Consider the following 15,647-nt stretch of genomic DNA (forward strand, 5'->3'; position numbering starts at 1 on the left):
TCAACAAAGCCCGGTCCGGGGCGAGGGCCGCAACCGATTTGATCCCAGGGGTGCGCCCGCCGGTAATCTGAACCATTCGCCGTTAGCCGTCGTCCTATGAAGAGAGCACCGTGGCCGCCGACAAGATCGATACGATCGTCAACCTGAGCAAGCGCCGTGGCTTCGTCTACCCCTGCAGCGAGATCTACGGCGGTCAGAAGGCCGCCTGGGACTACGGGCCGCTGGGTGTGGAACTGAAGGAGAACCTCAAGCGTCAGTGGTGGCGCTACATGGTCACCTCGCGTGAGGACGTCGTCGGCATCGACTCGTCGGTGATCTTGGCCAGTGAGGTCTGGGAGGCTTCCGGCCATGTCGCGACCTTCAGCGACCCGCTCACCGAGTGCACCTCCTGCCACAAGCGCTACCGCGCCGACCACCTGATCGAGGCGTACGAGGCCAAGCACGGCAGGACCCCCGAGAACGGCCTGGCGGACATCAACTGCCCGCACTGCGGCACCAAGGGCGCCTTCACCGACCCCAAGCAGTTCTCGGGTCTGCTCGCGACCCACCTCGGCCCCACCCAGGACTCCGGCTCCGTCGCCTATCTGCGTCCCGAGACGGCCCAGGGCATCTTCACCAACTTCGCCCAGGTGCAGCAGACCTCGCGCAAGAAGCCGCCGTTCGGCATCGCCCAGATGGGCAAGTCGTTCCGCAACGAGATCACGCCCGGCAACTTCATCTTCCGCACCCGTGAGTTCGAGCAGATGGAGATGGAGTTCTTCGTCAAGCCCGGCGAGGACGAGCACTGGCAGCAGTACTGGATGGACCAGCGCTGGAACTGGTACACGGGCCTCGGCATGCGCGAAGAGAACATGCGCTGGTACGACCACCCCAAGGACAAGCTCTCCCACTACTCGAAGCGCACCGCCGACATCGAGTACCGCTTCCAGTTCGGCGGCAACGAGTGGGGCGAGCTGGAGGGCGTCGCCAACCGCACCGACTTCGACCTCACCGCCCACTCCAAGGCGTCCGGTCACGACCTCTCGTACTTCGACCAGGAAGCCGGCGAGCGCTGGACCCCGTACGTCATCGAGCCCGCCGCCGGTGTTGGCCGCGCGATGTTGGCCTTCCTCCTCGACGCGTACAACGAGGACGAGGCGCCCAACGCCAAGGGCGTCCTGGAGAAGCGCGCCGTGATGCGTCTCGACCCGCGCCTCGCCCCGGTGAAGGTCGCCGTGCTGCCGCTCTCGCGCAACCCGCAGCTCTCCCCGAAGGCCAAGGGCCTGGCGGCCGACCTGCGGCAGAACTGGAACATCGAGTTCGATGACGCGGGCGCGATCGGCCGCCGCTACCGTCGTCAGGACGAGATCGGCACCCCGTTCTGCGTCACCGTCGACTTCGACACCCTCGACGACAACGCGGTGACCGTGCGCGAGCGCGACACCATGACGCAGGAGCGGGTCTCCCTGGACCAGATTCAGTCCTACCTCGGCAGCCGTCTCCTCGGCTGCTGACACCCGAGCTCTGCGGGGGCCGTCCGGGCGCTACCGTCCGGCGGCCCCTTCGCACGGTACGGAGCCGATGACGGGCGGGCAGACCGCGCAGCCACCCGCCATCGGTAGCGAGTGCACCCGCACGTCCACCGCCGCATCCGACGGAAAATCGGATGCCGCCCCTTCTCCAGGACAGGTACCGTCACCCTCATGTCTTCGTTCTTCCAGATCTACGAGTGAGAGAGCGGCGGTCACCCGCCCTCATCTGACGACCCCCCAAGTCACTTCTCACCACCCAATGGGAGAGCACCATGGCCAAGAGCCGCAACAACCTTCTCGGTGTGGGGGGACAGCGCAAGAAGCTGTCCCGTGCCGACCAGCAGGGCAACGGCCCGGCGCGCAACGCCGATCGCCAGGTCGCCGCAGACCACAAGGCCGAGCTGCTGCGCAAGATGCGCGAGCGGGCCCAGGACACCGACGGCGAGCAGCGCGACGCGTCCGATGAGTCCGAGCAGGTCCAGGAGTCCTCGGCGAACGAGTCCTGACACCCAGCAATGATCGACGGCCCCGCACCACGTACGGCATGTACGGGTGCGGGGCCCTCGTGCGTCCGTGTCCCTGTGACGGACGGCGTCCGGGGACGGCAAAGGGGGCGGCGGTTCAGCCGCGGGCGCCCGGCGCCGCGTCCGCGGCCCTCGTGGAGGGTTCCCGTCCCTCCAGCACCTCCGCACAGCGACCGGCCGTGCTCCGCGCCCAAGGGCCGCTCGTCACGGCGCCCACCACCAGGACGCACAGACCGCAACCGGCGATGATCCACCAGGCGACCCTGGCGGTATCGACGAAGTCCTGCGCATAGCTGGGGGAACTCGTCCCCACCGCGACCCCCGAGGCCAGTACGGTCCCGATCACCGCGACGCCCAGCGTCTGCCCGATCTGCCGGCTCGTGGAGGCGACCGCGGAGGCGACGCCGGCCTGGGCCCGGGGCATGCCGGAAACCGCCGTATTGGTGATGGGTGCGTTCACCATGCCGAAACCCACCCCGAACAGTACGTATCCGGTGAACAGCAGCGCCGTCGAGGTCTCGGCCTCGAACACGGCGAACAGCACACCGCTCGCCGCCATCGTCGTCCCCGCGACCAGCAGCGGCAGTCGCGGTCCCCGACTGCCCACCAGGCGTCCCGACAGGGGTGCGCAGACCAGGGTCAACCCGGCCATCGGGAGCATGTACAGCCCCGCGTGCAGGGCCGAGTAACCGCGGACGTCCTGGAGGTAGAGCGTGTTGAGGAAGAGGAAACCGCCCAGTGCGGCGAAGGCGGAGACGGCGATGACCGTGGCCCCGGTGAAGGGTGCGCTGCGGAAGAACCGCAGATCGATCAGCGGCTCGGTGCGCCGCGGTTCGTAGACGATCACTCCGAGCAGGGCGACGGCCGCGATCAGCCCGAAGACCAGGCTCTTCTCGATGATCGCGTACGTCAGCGAGCCGAGGAGAACCATGATCAGCAGTTGGCCCACGGGGTCCACCCGCCGTGGCTTGGGCGCCCGGGACTCGGGGACGTAGCGCCAGGTCAGAAAGAGGGCGAGCACGCCGACGGGCAGGTTCACCCAGAAGATCGACCGCCAGCCCACGGTGTCCACGAGCAGCCCGCCGATCAGCGGGCCGGCGGCCATGGAGATCCCCACGACCCCGCCCCACACACCGATCGCCCGGGCCCGCTCGGCGGGGTCGGTGAAGGTGTTGGTGATGATCGACATGGCGACCGGATTGAGCATGGAACCGCCCACGGCCTGCACCATCCGAAAGGCGACCATCGATTCGAGCGTGGGGGCCAGCGAACAGAGCAGCGAGCCGAGCGTGAAGAGCACCAGGCCGGCCATGAACACCTTGCGGCGGCCGACCCTGTCCCCGGTGGAGCCCGCCAGCATCAGCAGCGAGGCGAGGACGAGGGTGTAGGCGTCGATCGTCCACTGCAGGCCGGAGACGGAGGCGCCCAACTCCTCTCCCATGGAAGGCAGGGCGACATTCAGGATGGTGTTGTCGAGGCTGACGATCAGCAGGCTCATGCAACAGATGCCCAGGACGAGCAGCCGTCGCCGAGGAGTGAGCTCGGACATGCGCCGATAGTACGTCTAACTAACGAATTCAGTCGCACGCAATGCCGTACGCGACAATGGACGGATGACCACGTCTGCCCCCTCCTACCCGAAGCTCGCCATCGGTCCGCACGCGGTGACGCCTCCGGTGGTGCTCGCGCCGATGGCCGGGATCACCAACGCCCCCTTCCGGACACTGTGCCGGGAGTTCGCCGAAGGCGTCCGCACCTTCGGCGGTCGGACGGCGACCCCGGCGGAACCGGGCAGCAAGGGGCTCTTCGTCAGCGAGATGATCACCACTCGGGCGCTGGTCGAGCGCAACGAGAAGACCATGCAGCTGATCCACTTCGATGAGAACGAGACCCCGCGCTCCATCCAGCTGTACGGAGTGGACCCGGTGACCGTCGGCAAGGCCGTCCGCATGATCGTGGACGAGGACCTCGCCGATCACATCGACCTCAACTTCGGCTGCCCCGTCCCCAAGGTGACCCGCAAGGGCGGTGGATCGGCCCTCCCGTACAAGAGGCCGCTGCTGCGCGCGATCCTGCACGAGGCCGTGGGGAACGCAGGCGCCCTTCCGGTCACGATGAAGATGCGCAAGGGCATCGACGACGACCACATCACCTATCTGGACGCCGGACGGATCGCGGTGGACGAGGGGGTCACGGCCATCGCCCTGCACGGTCGCACCGCCGCCCAGCACTACGGCGGTACCGCCGACTGGGACGCCATCGCGCGGCTCAAGGAGCACGTCCCGGAGATTCCGGTGCTCGGCAACGGCGACATCTGGTCGGCGGACGACGCCCTGCGGATGGTGCGCGAGACCGGCTGCGACGGTGTGGTCGTGGGGCGCGGCTGTCTGGGGCGCCCCTGGCTCTTCGCCGATCTGGTCGCCGCCTTCGAGGGCGGCGGGGGACCCGCCGCGGCACCCACGCTCCGCGAGGTCGCCGCCGTGATGCGCCGCCATGCCGAGCTGTTGGGGGAGTGGATCGGCGATGAATCCCGTGGCGTGATCGACTTCCGCAAGCACGTGGCCTGGTACCTCAAGGGGTTCGCGGTCGGCTCCGAGATGCGCAAGCGCCTGGCGATCACCTCGTCGCTGGCCGAACTCGACGACCAGTTGGGGCTGTTGGAGCTGGACCAGCCCTGGCCGTTGGGGGCGGACGGACCGCGGGGGCGTACCTCGGGCAACAACCGGGTGGTGCTGCCGGACGGCTGGCTGAAGGACCCCTACGACTGTGCGGCACTCGGCGCGGACGCCGAGTTGGACACCTCGGGCGGCTGAGCCTCCCGGCCCCCTGCCCCGGCCCCCCTGCCCCTGCCCCGGCCCCCTGCCTCGGTTCCCGGCTTTATGGCACTCCGGGCCACACTCGGGTAGCGGACCGCTGGTCACCCCCAGACGCCCACGACCATCGATGGTGCGCTCGCTCCTTCCGCGCCGATTGTCCGGACCGAGCCCCTCCGGCTGCCGCTGTGGGGTTTGATGCCTGCGGTCGGGTGAGCGTGTGGGTGTGTCCCGGGCGGGGGTCGAGCGAGGCATGGCGGCGAAGCGGGGGCTGGGGCGCCGATTCGGGCGGCTGTGGGGCGCGTACGCCATCAGTGCGTACGGCACCTCGCTCGGGTTCGGCGCGTTCCCGCTGCTGGCGATTGTCGTGCTGGACGCGGGGCCGGCCCAGCTGGCCGCACTGTCCGCGGCCGGGCGGGCTGTTGGGGCGCTGGTCGCGTTGCCGCTCGGCCCGTGGGTCGAGTTCCGCCGCAAACGGCCCGTCATGGTGGCGATGGACCTGACCCGGTTCGCGGCGCTCATGAGCATCCCCGTCGCGTTCGCGCTCGGATGGCTCGGCTTCGCCCAACTCCTCGTCGTCTCCGTCGTCGTCGCTGCGGCCGACATCGCCTTCAGAGCGGCCAGCGGCGCCTATCTCCGGGCGCTGTTGCCCCCGGGGGACCTCCTCGTCGCGCACGGCCGGTTCGAGTCCACGACCTGGAGCGCGACCATGCTCGGACCGCCGCTCGGAGGGGTGGCGGTCGGGATGTTCGGCCCGGTGACGACCGTGGCCGCCGACGCGGTCAGCTATCTGTTGTCGGCGCTGGGCATCCGCAGCATCGGCGGGACGGAACCGCGCCCCGAACGGGCCGGTGCCCAGCGATTGCACCCGCGCGAACTGTTCGAAGGATGGCGCCACATCCTCACCCACCCGGTGCTGCGCCCGCTGTTCCTCAATGCGATCGCGGTCAACGGCCTGATCATGGCCTCCGAACCGCTGCTCGCCCTCCTACTGCTGCGCGGCCTCGGATACGCCCCCTGGCAGTACGGTCTCGTCTTCGCAGCCCCGTGCGTCGGCGGTCTGGTCGCCTCGCGCCTCGCCCATCGGCTCGTGGAGCGGTTCGGACCGTACGAGGTGTTGCTCGCCGCCGGAACGCTGCGTGCGTGTTGGCCGCTGGGTCTGGCGTTCGTCCAGCCCGGCGTCTTCGGGATCGCCCTGGTGATCGTCGTCCAGTTCGGCCTGGTGACCTGCTGCGGTCTGTTCAATCCGGTGCTGGCCACCTACCGGCTCCACCATGCCGACCCGGACCGGGTCGCCCGCACGCTGGCCGCTTGGTCGGTCAGCACCAGCCTCTCGATCGCGGCCCTGACCGCCGGGTGGGGGCTTCTTGCCGCCTTCACCGGTCCGCGCACCGCGATCGCCGCTGCGGGAGTCCTCCTCCTGGCCACCCCGCTGCTGCTGCCGCGGAGCAGGAGCGTGCTCCTGAGCGCCGAGGGGTCAGACCGCGGATCGGATGGATCGGATGGCTTCGATGGCGCGGGGGTGGTGGCTCCCGGTCCGGATGGTGGACCGACCTCCTCCGGGAAGGCGTGATTAACACCACCCTTGATAAGGGTTGCGCTCAATTGAGCGCACATATGATTCCCTCACCTCTCATAAGGGCGGCACTCAGTGCCACCCTCTCTGGCTTCATTCGCTGAAGTCGAATACCACCCAGCGTCGCCGAACGGGATGAACCGCTCGCACCGTGTGCCCGTGCGTTCAAGTTGTGAACACATGTTGGGCGGGCCGCTGTGTGCCCTTTGCTTGGCGGTCACTTTCGATCTGGTGGCGGACGAGTGGTTACAGCCGTATGACGGCCAAGTGGGCGTGCCCAAAAGCCTTTGATATGGGTATGTTCCTCGCCGTCAGGGCAGCCACCGAGCTTCGGGGAGAGTCGAGAGCCGTGCCGGAAAACCAGGATCGTCAGGACCTTCGCGGGCAGAAGTTCGTTTACGACTTCACCGAAGGCAACAGGGATCTGAAAGACCTCCTCGGGGGCAAGGGTGCCAACCTCGCCGAGATGACCAACCTCGGGTTGCCGGTCCCTCCCGGCTTCACCATCACCACCGAGGCGTGCAAGGTCTACCTCGACAGCGGAACGGAGCCCGCGGCGCTGCGGGACGAGGTGAGCGCACACCTCGACGCGCTCGAACAGCGCATGGGCAAGAAGCTGGGGCAGGCGAACGACCCGCTCCTGGTATCCGTACGCTCCGGTGCGAAGTTCTCGATGCCCGGCATGATGGACACCGTCCTGAACATCGGTCTGTCCGACGAGTCCGTGGTCGGACTCGCCCAGCAGGCCGGTGACGAGCGCTTCGCCTGGGACTCCTACCGCCGACTGATCCAGATGTTCGGCAAGACCGTCCTCGACGTCGACGGCGACCTCTTCGAAGAGGCACTGGAGGACGCCAAGTCGGCGAAGAACGTCACCGTTGACACCGATCTCGACGCGGCCGACCTCAAGAAGCTCGTCAAGCAGTACAAGAAGATCGTGAAGTCCGAGGCGGGCCGGGACTTCCCGCAGGAGCCGCGGGAACAGATGGACCTCGCCATCAAGGCGGTCTTCGAGTCCTGGAACGGCGACCGCGCACGGCTCTACCGCCGCCAGGAGCGCATCCCCAACAACCTCGGCACGGCCGTCAACATCTGCTCGATGGTGTTCGGCAACCTGGGCCCCGACTCGGGCACCGGCGTCGCCTTCACCCGCGACCCCGCCTCCGGCCAGCAGGGCGTCTACGGCGACTACCTCCAAAACGCCCAGGGTGAGGACGTCGTCGCGGGCATCCGCAACACCGTTCCGCTCGCCGAGTTGGAGTCGATCGACAAGGCGTCGTACGACCGGTTGATGCAGATCATGGAGACGCTGGAGAACCACTACCTCGATCTGTGCGACATCGAGTTCACGGTGGAGCGTGGTCAGCTGTGGATGCTCCAGACCCGTGTCGGCAAGCGCACCGCGGGTGCCGCCTTCCGGATCGCCACCCAACTCGTCGACCAGGGGCTGATCGATGAGGCTGAGGCGCTCCAGCGCGTCAACGGCGCCCAACTCGCCCAGTTGATGTTCCCGCGCTTCGACGAGGACGCGAAGGTCGAACTGCTCGGCCGGGGCATCGCAGCCTCGCCCGGTGCGGCCGTCGGCAAGGCGGTCTTCGACTCGTACACCGCGGTCAAGTGGTCCCGCTCGGGTGAGCAGGTCATCCTCATCCGCCGGGAGACCAACCCCGACGACCTGGACGGGATGATCGCGGCCCAGGGCATCCTCACCTCCCGGGGCGGCAAGACCTCCCATGCGGCCGTCGTCGCCCGCGGCATGGGCAAGACCTGTGTGTGCGGTGCCGAGGACCTGGAGGTCGACACCAAGCGGCGCCGGATGACCGTGAACGGCACGGTGGTCGAAGAGGGCGACGTCGTCTCCATCGACGGTTCCACCGGCAAGGTGTACCTGGGCGAGGTGCCGGTCGTCCCGTCCCCGGTCGTCGAGTACTTCGAGGGTCGGATGCACGCGGGTGCGGACGACGCCAACGAACTGGTCGCCGCCGTGCACCGGATCATGGCCTACGCGGACCGGGTGCGCAGACTTCGCGTGCGCGCCAACGCCGACAGCGCCGAGGACGCCCTGCGGGCACGGAGGTTCGGAGCCCAGGGCATCGGCCTGTGCCGCACCGAGCACATGTTCCTCGGCGAACGCCGCGAGATGGTCGAGCGCCTGATCCTCGCGGACACCGACGAGGAGCGCTCCACCGCCCTGGAACAGCTGCTGCCGCTCCAGAAGGCCGACTTCATCGAGCTGTTCGAGGCGATGGACGGGCTGCCGGTGACGGTACGGCTGCTCGACCCGCCGCTGCACGAGTTCCTGCCGGACATCACCGAACTGTCCGTGCGCGTGGCACTCGCCGAGTCGCGCAAGGACCACAACGAGAACGATCTGCGGCTCCTCCAGGCCGTCCACCGGCTGCACGAGCAGAACCCGATGCTCGGACTGCGGGGGGTGCGGCTCGGGCTGGTCATTCCGGGCCTGTTCGCCATGCAGGTGCGGGCCATCGCCGAGGCCGTCGCCGAGCGTCTGAACGCCAAGGGTGACCCGCGCGCCGAGATCATGATTCCGCTAGTCGGGACCGTGCAGGAGCTGGAGATCGTCCGGGACGAGGCCGAGAAGGTCATCGCCGAGGTACGGGCCGCCCGGGGTGTCGAACTGAAGTTGGCGCTGGGCACGATGATCGAGCTGCCGCGGGCGGCGCTGACCGCCGGACAGATCGCCGAGGCCGCCGAGTTCTTCAGCTTCGGCACCAACGACCTCACGCAGACCGTCTGGGGCTTCTCCCGCGACGATGTGGAGGCGTCGTTCTTCACCGCCTACCTGGAGAAGGGCATCTTCGGGGTGTCGCCGTTCGAGACGATCGACAAGGACGGGGTGGGGGCCCTGGTGCGCAGCGCGGTGGAGGCCGGCCGCGCGACCCGTCCCGATCTCAAGCTCGGTGTCTGCGGCGAGCACGGCGGAGACCCGGAGTCGGTGCACTTCTTCCACGAGGTCGGACTCGACTACGTCTCCTGCTCGCCGTTCCGCATCCCGGTGGCACGGCTGGAGGCGGGCCGAGCGGCTGCCCAGTCGAAGGGCAGCGACTCCCGCTGATCGTCTGTCCGCGCCGGCCCGTCAGCGGGCCGGCGCGGTGACACCGGGAGTGGGCGCGCCCGACTCAACGAGTCCGTGAATCCGTAAAGGCGCCGCGAGGCATGAGCGGTCGTCGTCCACCCGTCTCCGTGTGGGCGTGTGGTGGCCATGGAACCGCGGCCGTGGGCAGCCCGTGCGCTGGGGCGTTGAGATGCGTTGAGTGGCGTTGGATAAAGTTGACTCACGCCGCCCGGGGGGTGGTGCCCCAGGGGGCCGCCGCACCGCTCAACTTCACTTCTGTGCGCGCTTCTTTAACACATAGAGAGGGTGGACACGCCGTAGTGCGCGTCCACCCCTGGTGTTTCTTTCGACACATTCGTCAAGGCCAGTTGCTCCCGTGAATATGAAGATTTTGGCTGATCTTGACGGAACCTTATTTCTGTCGTTCGTTCAGCAAAGAACAGGAGGGGCGCGGCACGCGGATCCCCATCCACGTACCGCGCCCCATTACCCAAGCCGGACAGGGAGCCGCACCCTCTGTCACCCGCCGCCGGATGTGCGAAGCCCCCCACGGTCCTCGTCACGTCCATCGGAGACAGAAGGAACCTGCCCGACGCCGTACAGCCTTTCGTTTCGCACCCAACCCCGGCGAGACATTTCAACTCTGGCTGAAACTCCGTGGTAACCGGTTGTGATGGCGTGCATACTCAGTGATCGGGGCGATTGCGGGTGCAACAGTGGGGGTTCAGTGCTACGTATCCATTTCACTGGGGACGACCTCGCCAGAGTGCGAATGGCCGTCAGACCGGATGCGTTGTGGGAAACGATTCTGAGCTTTCATCGATTGAGAGAGCGGCGTCGTGCTCAGATGTTCGGAGAATGGCGGTCGGAAACGCGATCGCGGTTGAATGGTGAAACGAGCCTGCTGGCCGCGCTGGTGCCGACGCGCGGCTATTTCCCCGACTTTCTGACGCCTCCGGAAGGCAGCGGCGGCCTGGAGCCGGGACTTGAAGCGATACGCGCCACCGCGCCCGACAGACTCCAATGCGAACTGAACCGGGTGTCAGCAGCGCGGGTCGCCGACAGCGATCGGACGGCCGAGCGCGCGGCGGAGCGTCCCGCTGAGCGTTCCGGTCGGCTCGCCGCCCTCGCCCAAGGCGCTCCGGAGCAGCTCGCCAAGCTCATCTCCGTGCTCCGCAGCTACCACAGCGCCGCCATCGTGCCGTACTGGTCACAGATCCAGGCCCGCGTCGAGGCGGACCGGGCCGTACGGGGGCGGGCGCTGCTCGACGGCGGCGCGGCCGAACTGCTCGGCTCGCTGCCCCCCGTGCTCCGCTGGCGCGCCCCCGTGCTGGAGTCCGACTACCCCGTCGACCGCGAAGTCCATCTGAACGGTCGGGGGTTGCTGCTCCAGCCGTCCTTCTTCTGTCGCGGCACCCCGGTGGTCTACCGCGACCCCAAGCTCCCCCCGGTGCTGGTCTATCCGGTCGCCCACACCCCCGATCCCGCATTCGGCGAGACGAGCGGCTCCACCCTCGCCCCGTCGCTCGGCAAGCTCGTCGGGCACACCCGCTCGGCCGTTCTCCAGGCGATCCGCTATGGATGTACGACCAGTGAACTCGCCCGGAGGGCAGGTGTATCGCTCGCCTCCGCCAGCCAGCACGCCGCGGTACTGCGCGAGGCGGGCCTGGTCCTGACCCTGCGCCACGGCAATGCCGTACTGCATACGCTCACCCCCCTGGGCGCCGCCCTGCTGAGGGGAGGGGCGCCGGCGGAGGTGGCGGGCTGAAGGCCCCCGCCCGGTCAATCCGTACCCCCACACGAAGGTGGTCACGGGCACGGAGGGTCACGAAGGTGGTCACGGGCACGGAGGTCGGCACGGGCCGCTGATCCCGCTGCCGTGTCAGGGTGCCTTCGCCGCCCGCCCCGGTGCAGCCAGTCGAAAGCGCAGCCGACAGATGACGGCGGCCGTGTCCCGGCGCACCGCACGGGCCAGCACCGCACCCCGTTGGTTCTGGAGCAGCCGCTGCCACAGCCGGTCCGGCTCCACCTCCGCGATCAACACCGTCACCCGGGTGCCCGGGTGATAGCGGTAGATCTTGCTCACGTACTCCGACACCGGCCGTCCGATCGTGCGGCGCCGGGTGGCCAACTCCACCAGCTCCACCCCCGGGTTCCACCGCTCCCAGTCGCGCCGCAGGGTCCGTGCCGCGGCCCGGTCGTCCTCGTCCTGGTGGACCACGGTGACCGCGCGTACCTCGTCCCCCAGTGACACCGCCGCGTTCACCGCTTCCCGGGTCAGCCGCGACAGATGCGATACGGGAACGATCACCAGCGAGCGGGAGCGTTGCGGCGCCGCCGGCACCCGCCCGAGCTCCATCCGCTCGTCGAGGCTCCCGTACGCCCCGTGGACGCATTCGAACAGCACCACCAGCACGGGCAGGGCGATCAAGACCGACCAGGCACCCTCGGTGAACTTCGTGGCGCTCACCACCAAGGCGCTGACACCGGTGAGCACGGCGCCCAGACCGTTCAGCAGCGCTTTGAGCCGCCAGCCCGCTGAGCGATCGGTGCGCCAGTGGATGACCATGCCCGTCTGACAGATGGTGAAGCCCACGAAGACACCGATCGCGAAGAGCGGCACCAAGGTGTTGGTGTCCCCGCCGGAGAAGAACAACAGCACCCCTGCCACGGCGGCGAGCGCCACCACGCCGTGGCGGTGTACCTCGCGGTCCGCCTTCAACTGGAACAGGTGCGGCAGGTAGTTGTCCCGTGCCAGCAGCGACATCAGCACCGGCAGCCCACCGAAGGAGGTGTTCGCGGCCAGTGCGAGCAGCACCACCGTGGCGAACTGCACCAGGTAGAAGCCCCAGCCGTGGCCGAGTGAAGCGTCCGCGAGTTGGGCGAGGACGGTCACCCCCTCGACCGGCTGGAGGTGGAAGCGGCCGATCAGCACCGAGAGCCCGATCAGCATCATGCCCAGCAGCGCACCGAGGGCCACTTCGGTCCGCTGGGCGCGGCGGGCGGCCGGGGTGCGGAAGGACGGTACGGCGTTGGCGACCGCCTCCACCCCGGTGAGTGCCGAACAGCCGGAGGCGAACGCCTTCACCAGCAGGAGCGCTCCCACGGTGGTCGCACTGTCGCCGACGACGGACGCATGACCGGCCGCAGCCTCGGTGGACGCCGGTGCGCTGCGGAACAGGCCCACCACGATCAAGGTGAGGATCGAGCCGACGAAGACGGCCGTGGGCACGATGAACACCCGGGCCGAGTCGACGATCCCCCGCAGGTTCACTCCGGTGACCAGGAGGAGCACGGCCAGACAGAGCAGGAGCCGGTCGTCGTAGAGGGCGGGGAAGGCCGACGTCAGGGCCGCCACGCCGGCGGTGACCGAGACGGCGACGTTCAGCACATAGTCCAGCACCAGCGAGGCGGCGGCGACCAATGAGGTGCGGCGGCCCAGATGGGCCCGCGCGACCGCGTAGGCGCCGCCACCGTCGGGGAACGCGGCGATGACCTGACGGTAGGAGGCCACCAGTACGGCGAGCAGTGCGGCGATCGCCAGGGTGACGGGCAGGGTGTAGCCGAGCCCCACGCCGCCCGCCGTGGCCAGGACCAGGACGATGGCCTCGGGACCGTAGGCGACCGATGCCATCGCATCGAGGGACAGCGCGGCGAGACCCTGCACGGCGGTGAGCCGGTGTCGTTCATCGGGGACGGGCCGTGACGGTTCGGGCGGCCCTGCCGTGTCTGCGGAGTCGGCTGGCATGGACAGGGCGGTCATGGTCTGCGTACCTCCGGGGGTGGTGCCCTGAGATGGGGAGGGCAGCCCCAGCGTGGTGGCGTGTTCGGCGGCAGCCGCGCCCCTTTGTCGCGGTCTTGGCGCTCAGGGCCCGTGACTTCACACGACCTTGACGCGACGCACGCCTCTCATGGCACGGGGCGCATCCACGCAGCGAACGCAGCGAACGCCGCGAACGCAGAGAGCACAGAGAGCACAGAGAGCACAGAAGGCAGGGGCGCAGGGAGCGCAGGGAGCACAGGGGACGCGGTGACCATGGACACGGACACGGCAGGCGACATAGAGAGGGCAGGCAGCACAGGCGACTCAGAGAACACGCAGAGAACATGCAGACCCGACATCAGAGCGAGGGGAGTCCCTCGTACGCCACCCCCGTCAGTGTGGCGGACGCCGTCCACAACCGCTCGGCCGTTTCATCGTCCCCGGCCCGGGCCGCCCGCCTCGCCGGTGCCGGGGCACCTCGCCAGCCGGCGATGCGTGGGCCGGTGAAGGAGTCGGGCCGCACGCCGGGTGCGGTGGCTGCGTACAGGGTGGGCAGCGCTCCTGCCGCTGCCGGTTGGGCGAACAAGCGGTTGCCCAGGGACATCACGCCTTCCGTCACCCTGGCCCCCGCCATTCGTGGCCCCGCGCCTTGCAGATTGGTGTCGGAGTATCCGGGGTGCGCCGCCGCTGCGACCACGTCGGAACCCACCGCCGCCAGCCGCCGCGCCAACGCGTGTACGAAGAGCAGATTCGCCGTCTTGGACCGCGCGTACGCGATCCACCTGCGGTACGGGTGCTCGCTCTGGAGGTCGTCCAGGTCCACCCCGGCCAATCGGTGCATGAAGCTCGACACGCTCACCACCCGCGCGCCCGGTGTCGTCAGCAGCCTGGGCAGGAGAAGGCCGGTCAGGGCGAAATGGCCCAGGTGGTTCACCCCGAACTGCCGCTCGAACCCGTCGACGGTCCGCCCGAACGGAAGCGCCATCACCCCCGCGTTGTTGATCAGCAGATCGAGACGGTCGTACGGGTACCAGGCCGCGAACTCCCTCACGGACGCCAAGTCCGCCAGGTCCAGTCGATGCACCCGGACATCCGCCCCGGGCACCCGCTCACGCACCCAGGTCGCCGCCCGGGCACCCCGCTCCTCGCTCCGGCAGGCGAGGACCACCGCCGCGCCCCCACCGGCCAGCGCTTCGGCGGTGCAGAGCCCGATGCCGCTGTTGGCACCCGTGACCACCGCTGTGCGCCCCTGCTGATCCGGAATGTCGGCAGTGCTCCAACCGGCCATCGCGCCCCTCGCTTCCCAAGATCCTCAACCGCTGGTGAACACCGGGACGAACCCCGACGATCGGTGTGCGGCCGGCCCGCCGACCAGCCTGCCGTACGAGGGACGTTCGGGTAGTGTGACCCTCCCGTGCCATGAACGGACCGAGGAGGTGAGACGCATTACCGCTGTCGCCAGTCGGGTGCTCTCCACCCCGTGTCCCCGCCCCCTCGTCCCTCGACGTGGAATGCGCTGACGGACGGAGCGCCCTTCGGTTCCCCGAAAGGCTTTCATGTCCCTTCCGTCGTTCCCGCCCCTCGACGACATAGTCCGCACCCTGCGGACTGCCGGCTGTGTCTTCGCCGAGGACGAGGCGGACCTCCTCCTCTCCGCGGCCTCCGGGCCCGAAGCCCTCGCCACGATGGTGGACCGCCGTGCCCTGGGCCACCCGCTTGAGCACATCGTCGGCTGGGCGGCCTTCGCCGGCCTGCGGATACGGGTGGACCCCGGGGTGTTCGTCCCCCGACGCCGTACTGAATTCCTCGTTGAGCAGGCCATTTCGCTCACCCGGCCGCACGCCGTCGTCGTCGACCTGTGCTGCGGTTCCGGGGCCTTGGGCGCCGCGCTCGCCCACTCCGTACGACCCATCGAACTCCATGCCTGCGACATCGACCCGCGGGCCGTGCGCTGCGCCCGGGGCAATGTCCGGTCGGCCGGCGGGCGAGTGTACGAAGGGGACCTGTACGCGCCCTTGCCCGCGCGGCTCGGCGGGCGGGTCGGGGTCCTCCTGGCCAATGTGCCCTATGTGCCGACCGGTGAGATCGAACTGCTCCCCGCCGAAGCCCGGGTGCACGAGGCACGCATCGCCCTCGACGGGGGTACGGACGGGCTCGATGTACTGCGTCGGGTCACGGCCGAGGCGGCGAGCTGGCTCGCGCCAGGCGGCTCCATGCTCTTCGAGACCAGCGAGGAACAGCTGCCGACGGCTCTGGAGATCGTCAACCGAGGCGGTCTTGAACCCCGGGTGGCCGTGGATGACGACCGCTGGGCGACGGTCGTCATCGGTACGCAACAGGGGTGATCGCCGCGGCGGGAGGGCCGGATGGCGAGATGGATGGAC

Annotated in this window: 10 protein-coding genes; 7 read left to right on the forward strand and 3 right to left on the reverse strand. The window is 68.9% G+C overall.

Translation table 11 applies throughout. From position 1 onward, the window contains the following. Nucleotides 1-110: 110 nt before the first annotated feature. Nucleotides 111-1,493, forward strand: a complete 1,383-nt coding sequence (locus ACFXJL_RS10375) for a glycine--tRNA ligase (RefSeq protein WP_329018526.1) — start codon at nucleotides 111-113, stop codon at nucleotides 1,491-1,493. 290 nt (nucleotides 1,494-1,783) lie between these two features. After that, nucleotides 1,784-2,017: a DUF6243 family protein gene (locus ACFXJL_RS10380; RefSeq protein WP_358879087.1), complete on the forward strand. Its 234-nt coding sequence runs from the start codon at nucleotides 1,784-1,786 to the stop codon at nucleotides 2,015-2,017. A 115-nt stretch (nucleotides 2,018-2,132) separates the two neighbouring features. Here ACFXJL_RS10380 and ACFXJL_RS10385 read toward each other — a convergent pair whose 3' ends face one another. Further along, a complete protein-coding gene (locus ACFXJL_RS10385) occupies nucleotides 2,133-3,584 on the reverse strand; it encodes an MFS transporter (RefSeq protein WP_384690980.1) in 1,452 nt (483 codons plus the stop codon). Between the two features lie 64 nt (nucleotides 3,585-3,648). Between ACFXJL_RS10385 and dusB the strand changes: the two genes are divergently transcribed. The 4 genes from dusB (at nucleotide 3,649) to ACFXJL_RS10405 (ending at nucleotide 11,268) form a co-directional block, all read left to right on the forward strand. Further along, nucleotides 3,649-4,848 carry a tRNA dihydrouridine synthase DusB gene (dusB, locus tag ACFXJL_RS10390; RefSeq protein ID WP_358879089.1) on the forward strand — a complete coding sequence of 400 codons (1,200 nt, stop codon included), beginning with the start codon at nucleotides 3,649-3,651 and terminating at the stop codon, nucleotides 4,846-4,848. 253 nt (nucleotides 4,849-5,101) lie between these two features. Further along, on the forward strand, nucleotides 5,102-6,421 hold the full coding sequence (locus ACFXJL_RS10395) for an MFS transporter (RefSeq protein WP_384690984.1): 1,320 nt from the start codon (nucleotides 5,102-5,104) through the stop codon (nucleotides 6,419-6,421). Nucleotides 6,422-6,680: 259 nt separating this feature from the next. Next, nucleotides 6,681-9,500 (forward strand): pyruvate, phosphate dikinase, encoded by a 2,820-nt coding sequence (gene ppdK / locus ACFXJL_RS10400; RefSeq protein ID WP_358879091.1) that lies wholly within the window; start codon nucleotides 6,681-6,683, stop codon nucleotides 9,498-9,500. A 727-nt stretch (nucleotides 9,501-10,227) separates the two neighbouring features. Continuing rightward, nucleotides 10,228-11,268, forward strand: coding sequence for a winged helix-turn-helix domain-containing protein (locus tag ACFXJL_RS10405; protein ID WP_358879092.1), 1,041 nt, complete (start codon nucleotides 10,228-10,230; stop codon nucleotides 11,266-11,268). Nucleotides 11,269-11,382: 114 nt separating this feature from the next. Here ACFXJL_RS10405 and ACFXJL_RS10410 read toward each other — a convergent pair whose 3' ends face one another. Both ACFXJL_RS10410 and ACFXJL_RS10415 read right to left on the reverse strand, forming a co-directional pair. Further along, a complete protein-coding gene (locus ACFXJL_RS10410; protein WP_384690988.1) occupies nucleotides 11,383-13,263 on the reverse strand; it encodes an APC family permease in 1,881 nt (626 codons plus the stop codon). A 358-nt stretch (nucleotides 13,264-13,621) separates the two neighbouring features. Beyond that, the gene (locus tag ACFXJL_RS10415; protein ID WP_384690991.1) at nucleotides 13,622-14,551 is read right to left on the reverse strand and encodes an oxidoreductase; all 930 of its coding nucleotides are present in this window, start codon (nucleotides 14,549-14,551) and stop codon (nucleotides 13,622-13,624) included. Between the two features lie 268 nt (nucleotides 14,552-14,819). On the opposite strand from ACFXJL_RS10415, the gene ACFXJL_RS10420 reads away from it, so the two are divergent. Next, a complete protein-coding gene (locus ACFXJL_RS10420; RefSeq protein WP_384690994.1) occupies nucleotides 14,820-15,608 on the forward strand; it encodes a putative protein N(5)-glutamine methyltransferase in 789 nt (262 codons plus the stop codon). Nucleotides 15,609-15,647 lie beyond the last annotated feature (39 nt).

Source organism: Streptomyces sp. NPDC059256 (assembly GCF_042753785.1).
Lineage (GTDB): Bacteria > Actinomycetota > Actinomycetes > Streptomycetales > Streptomycetaceae > Streptomyces.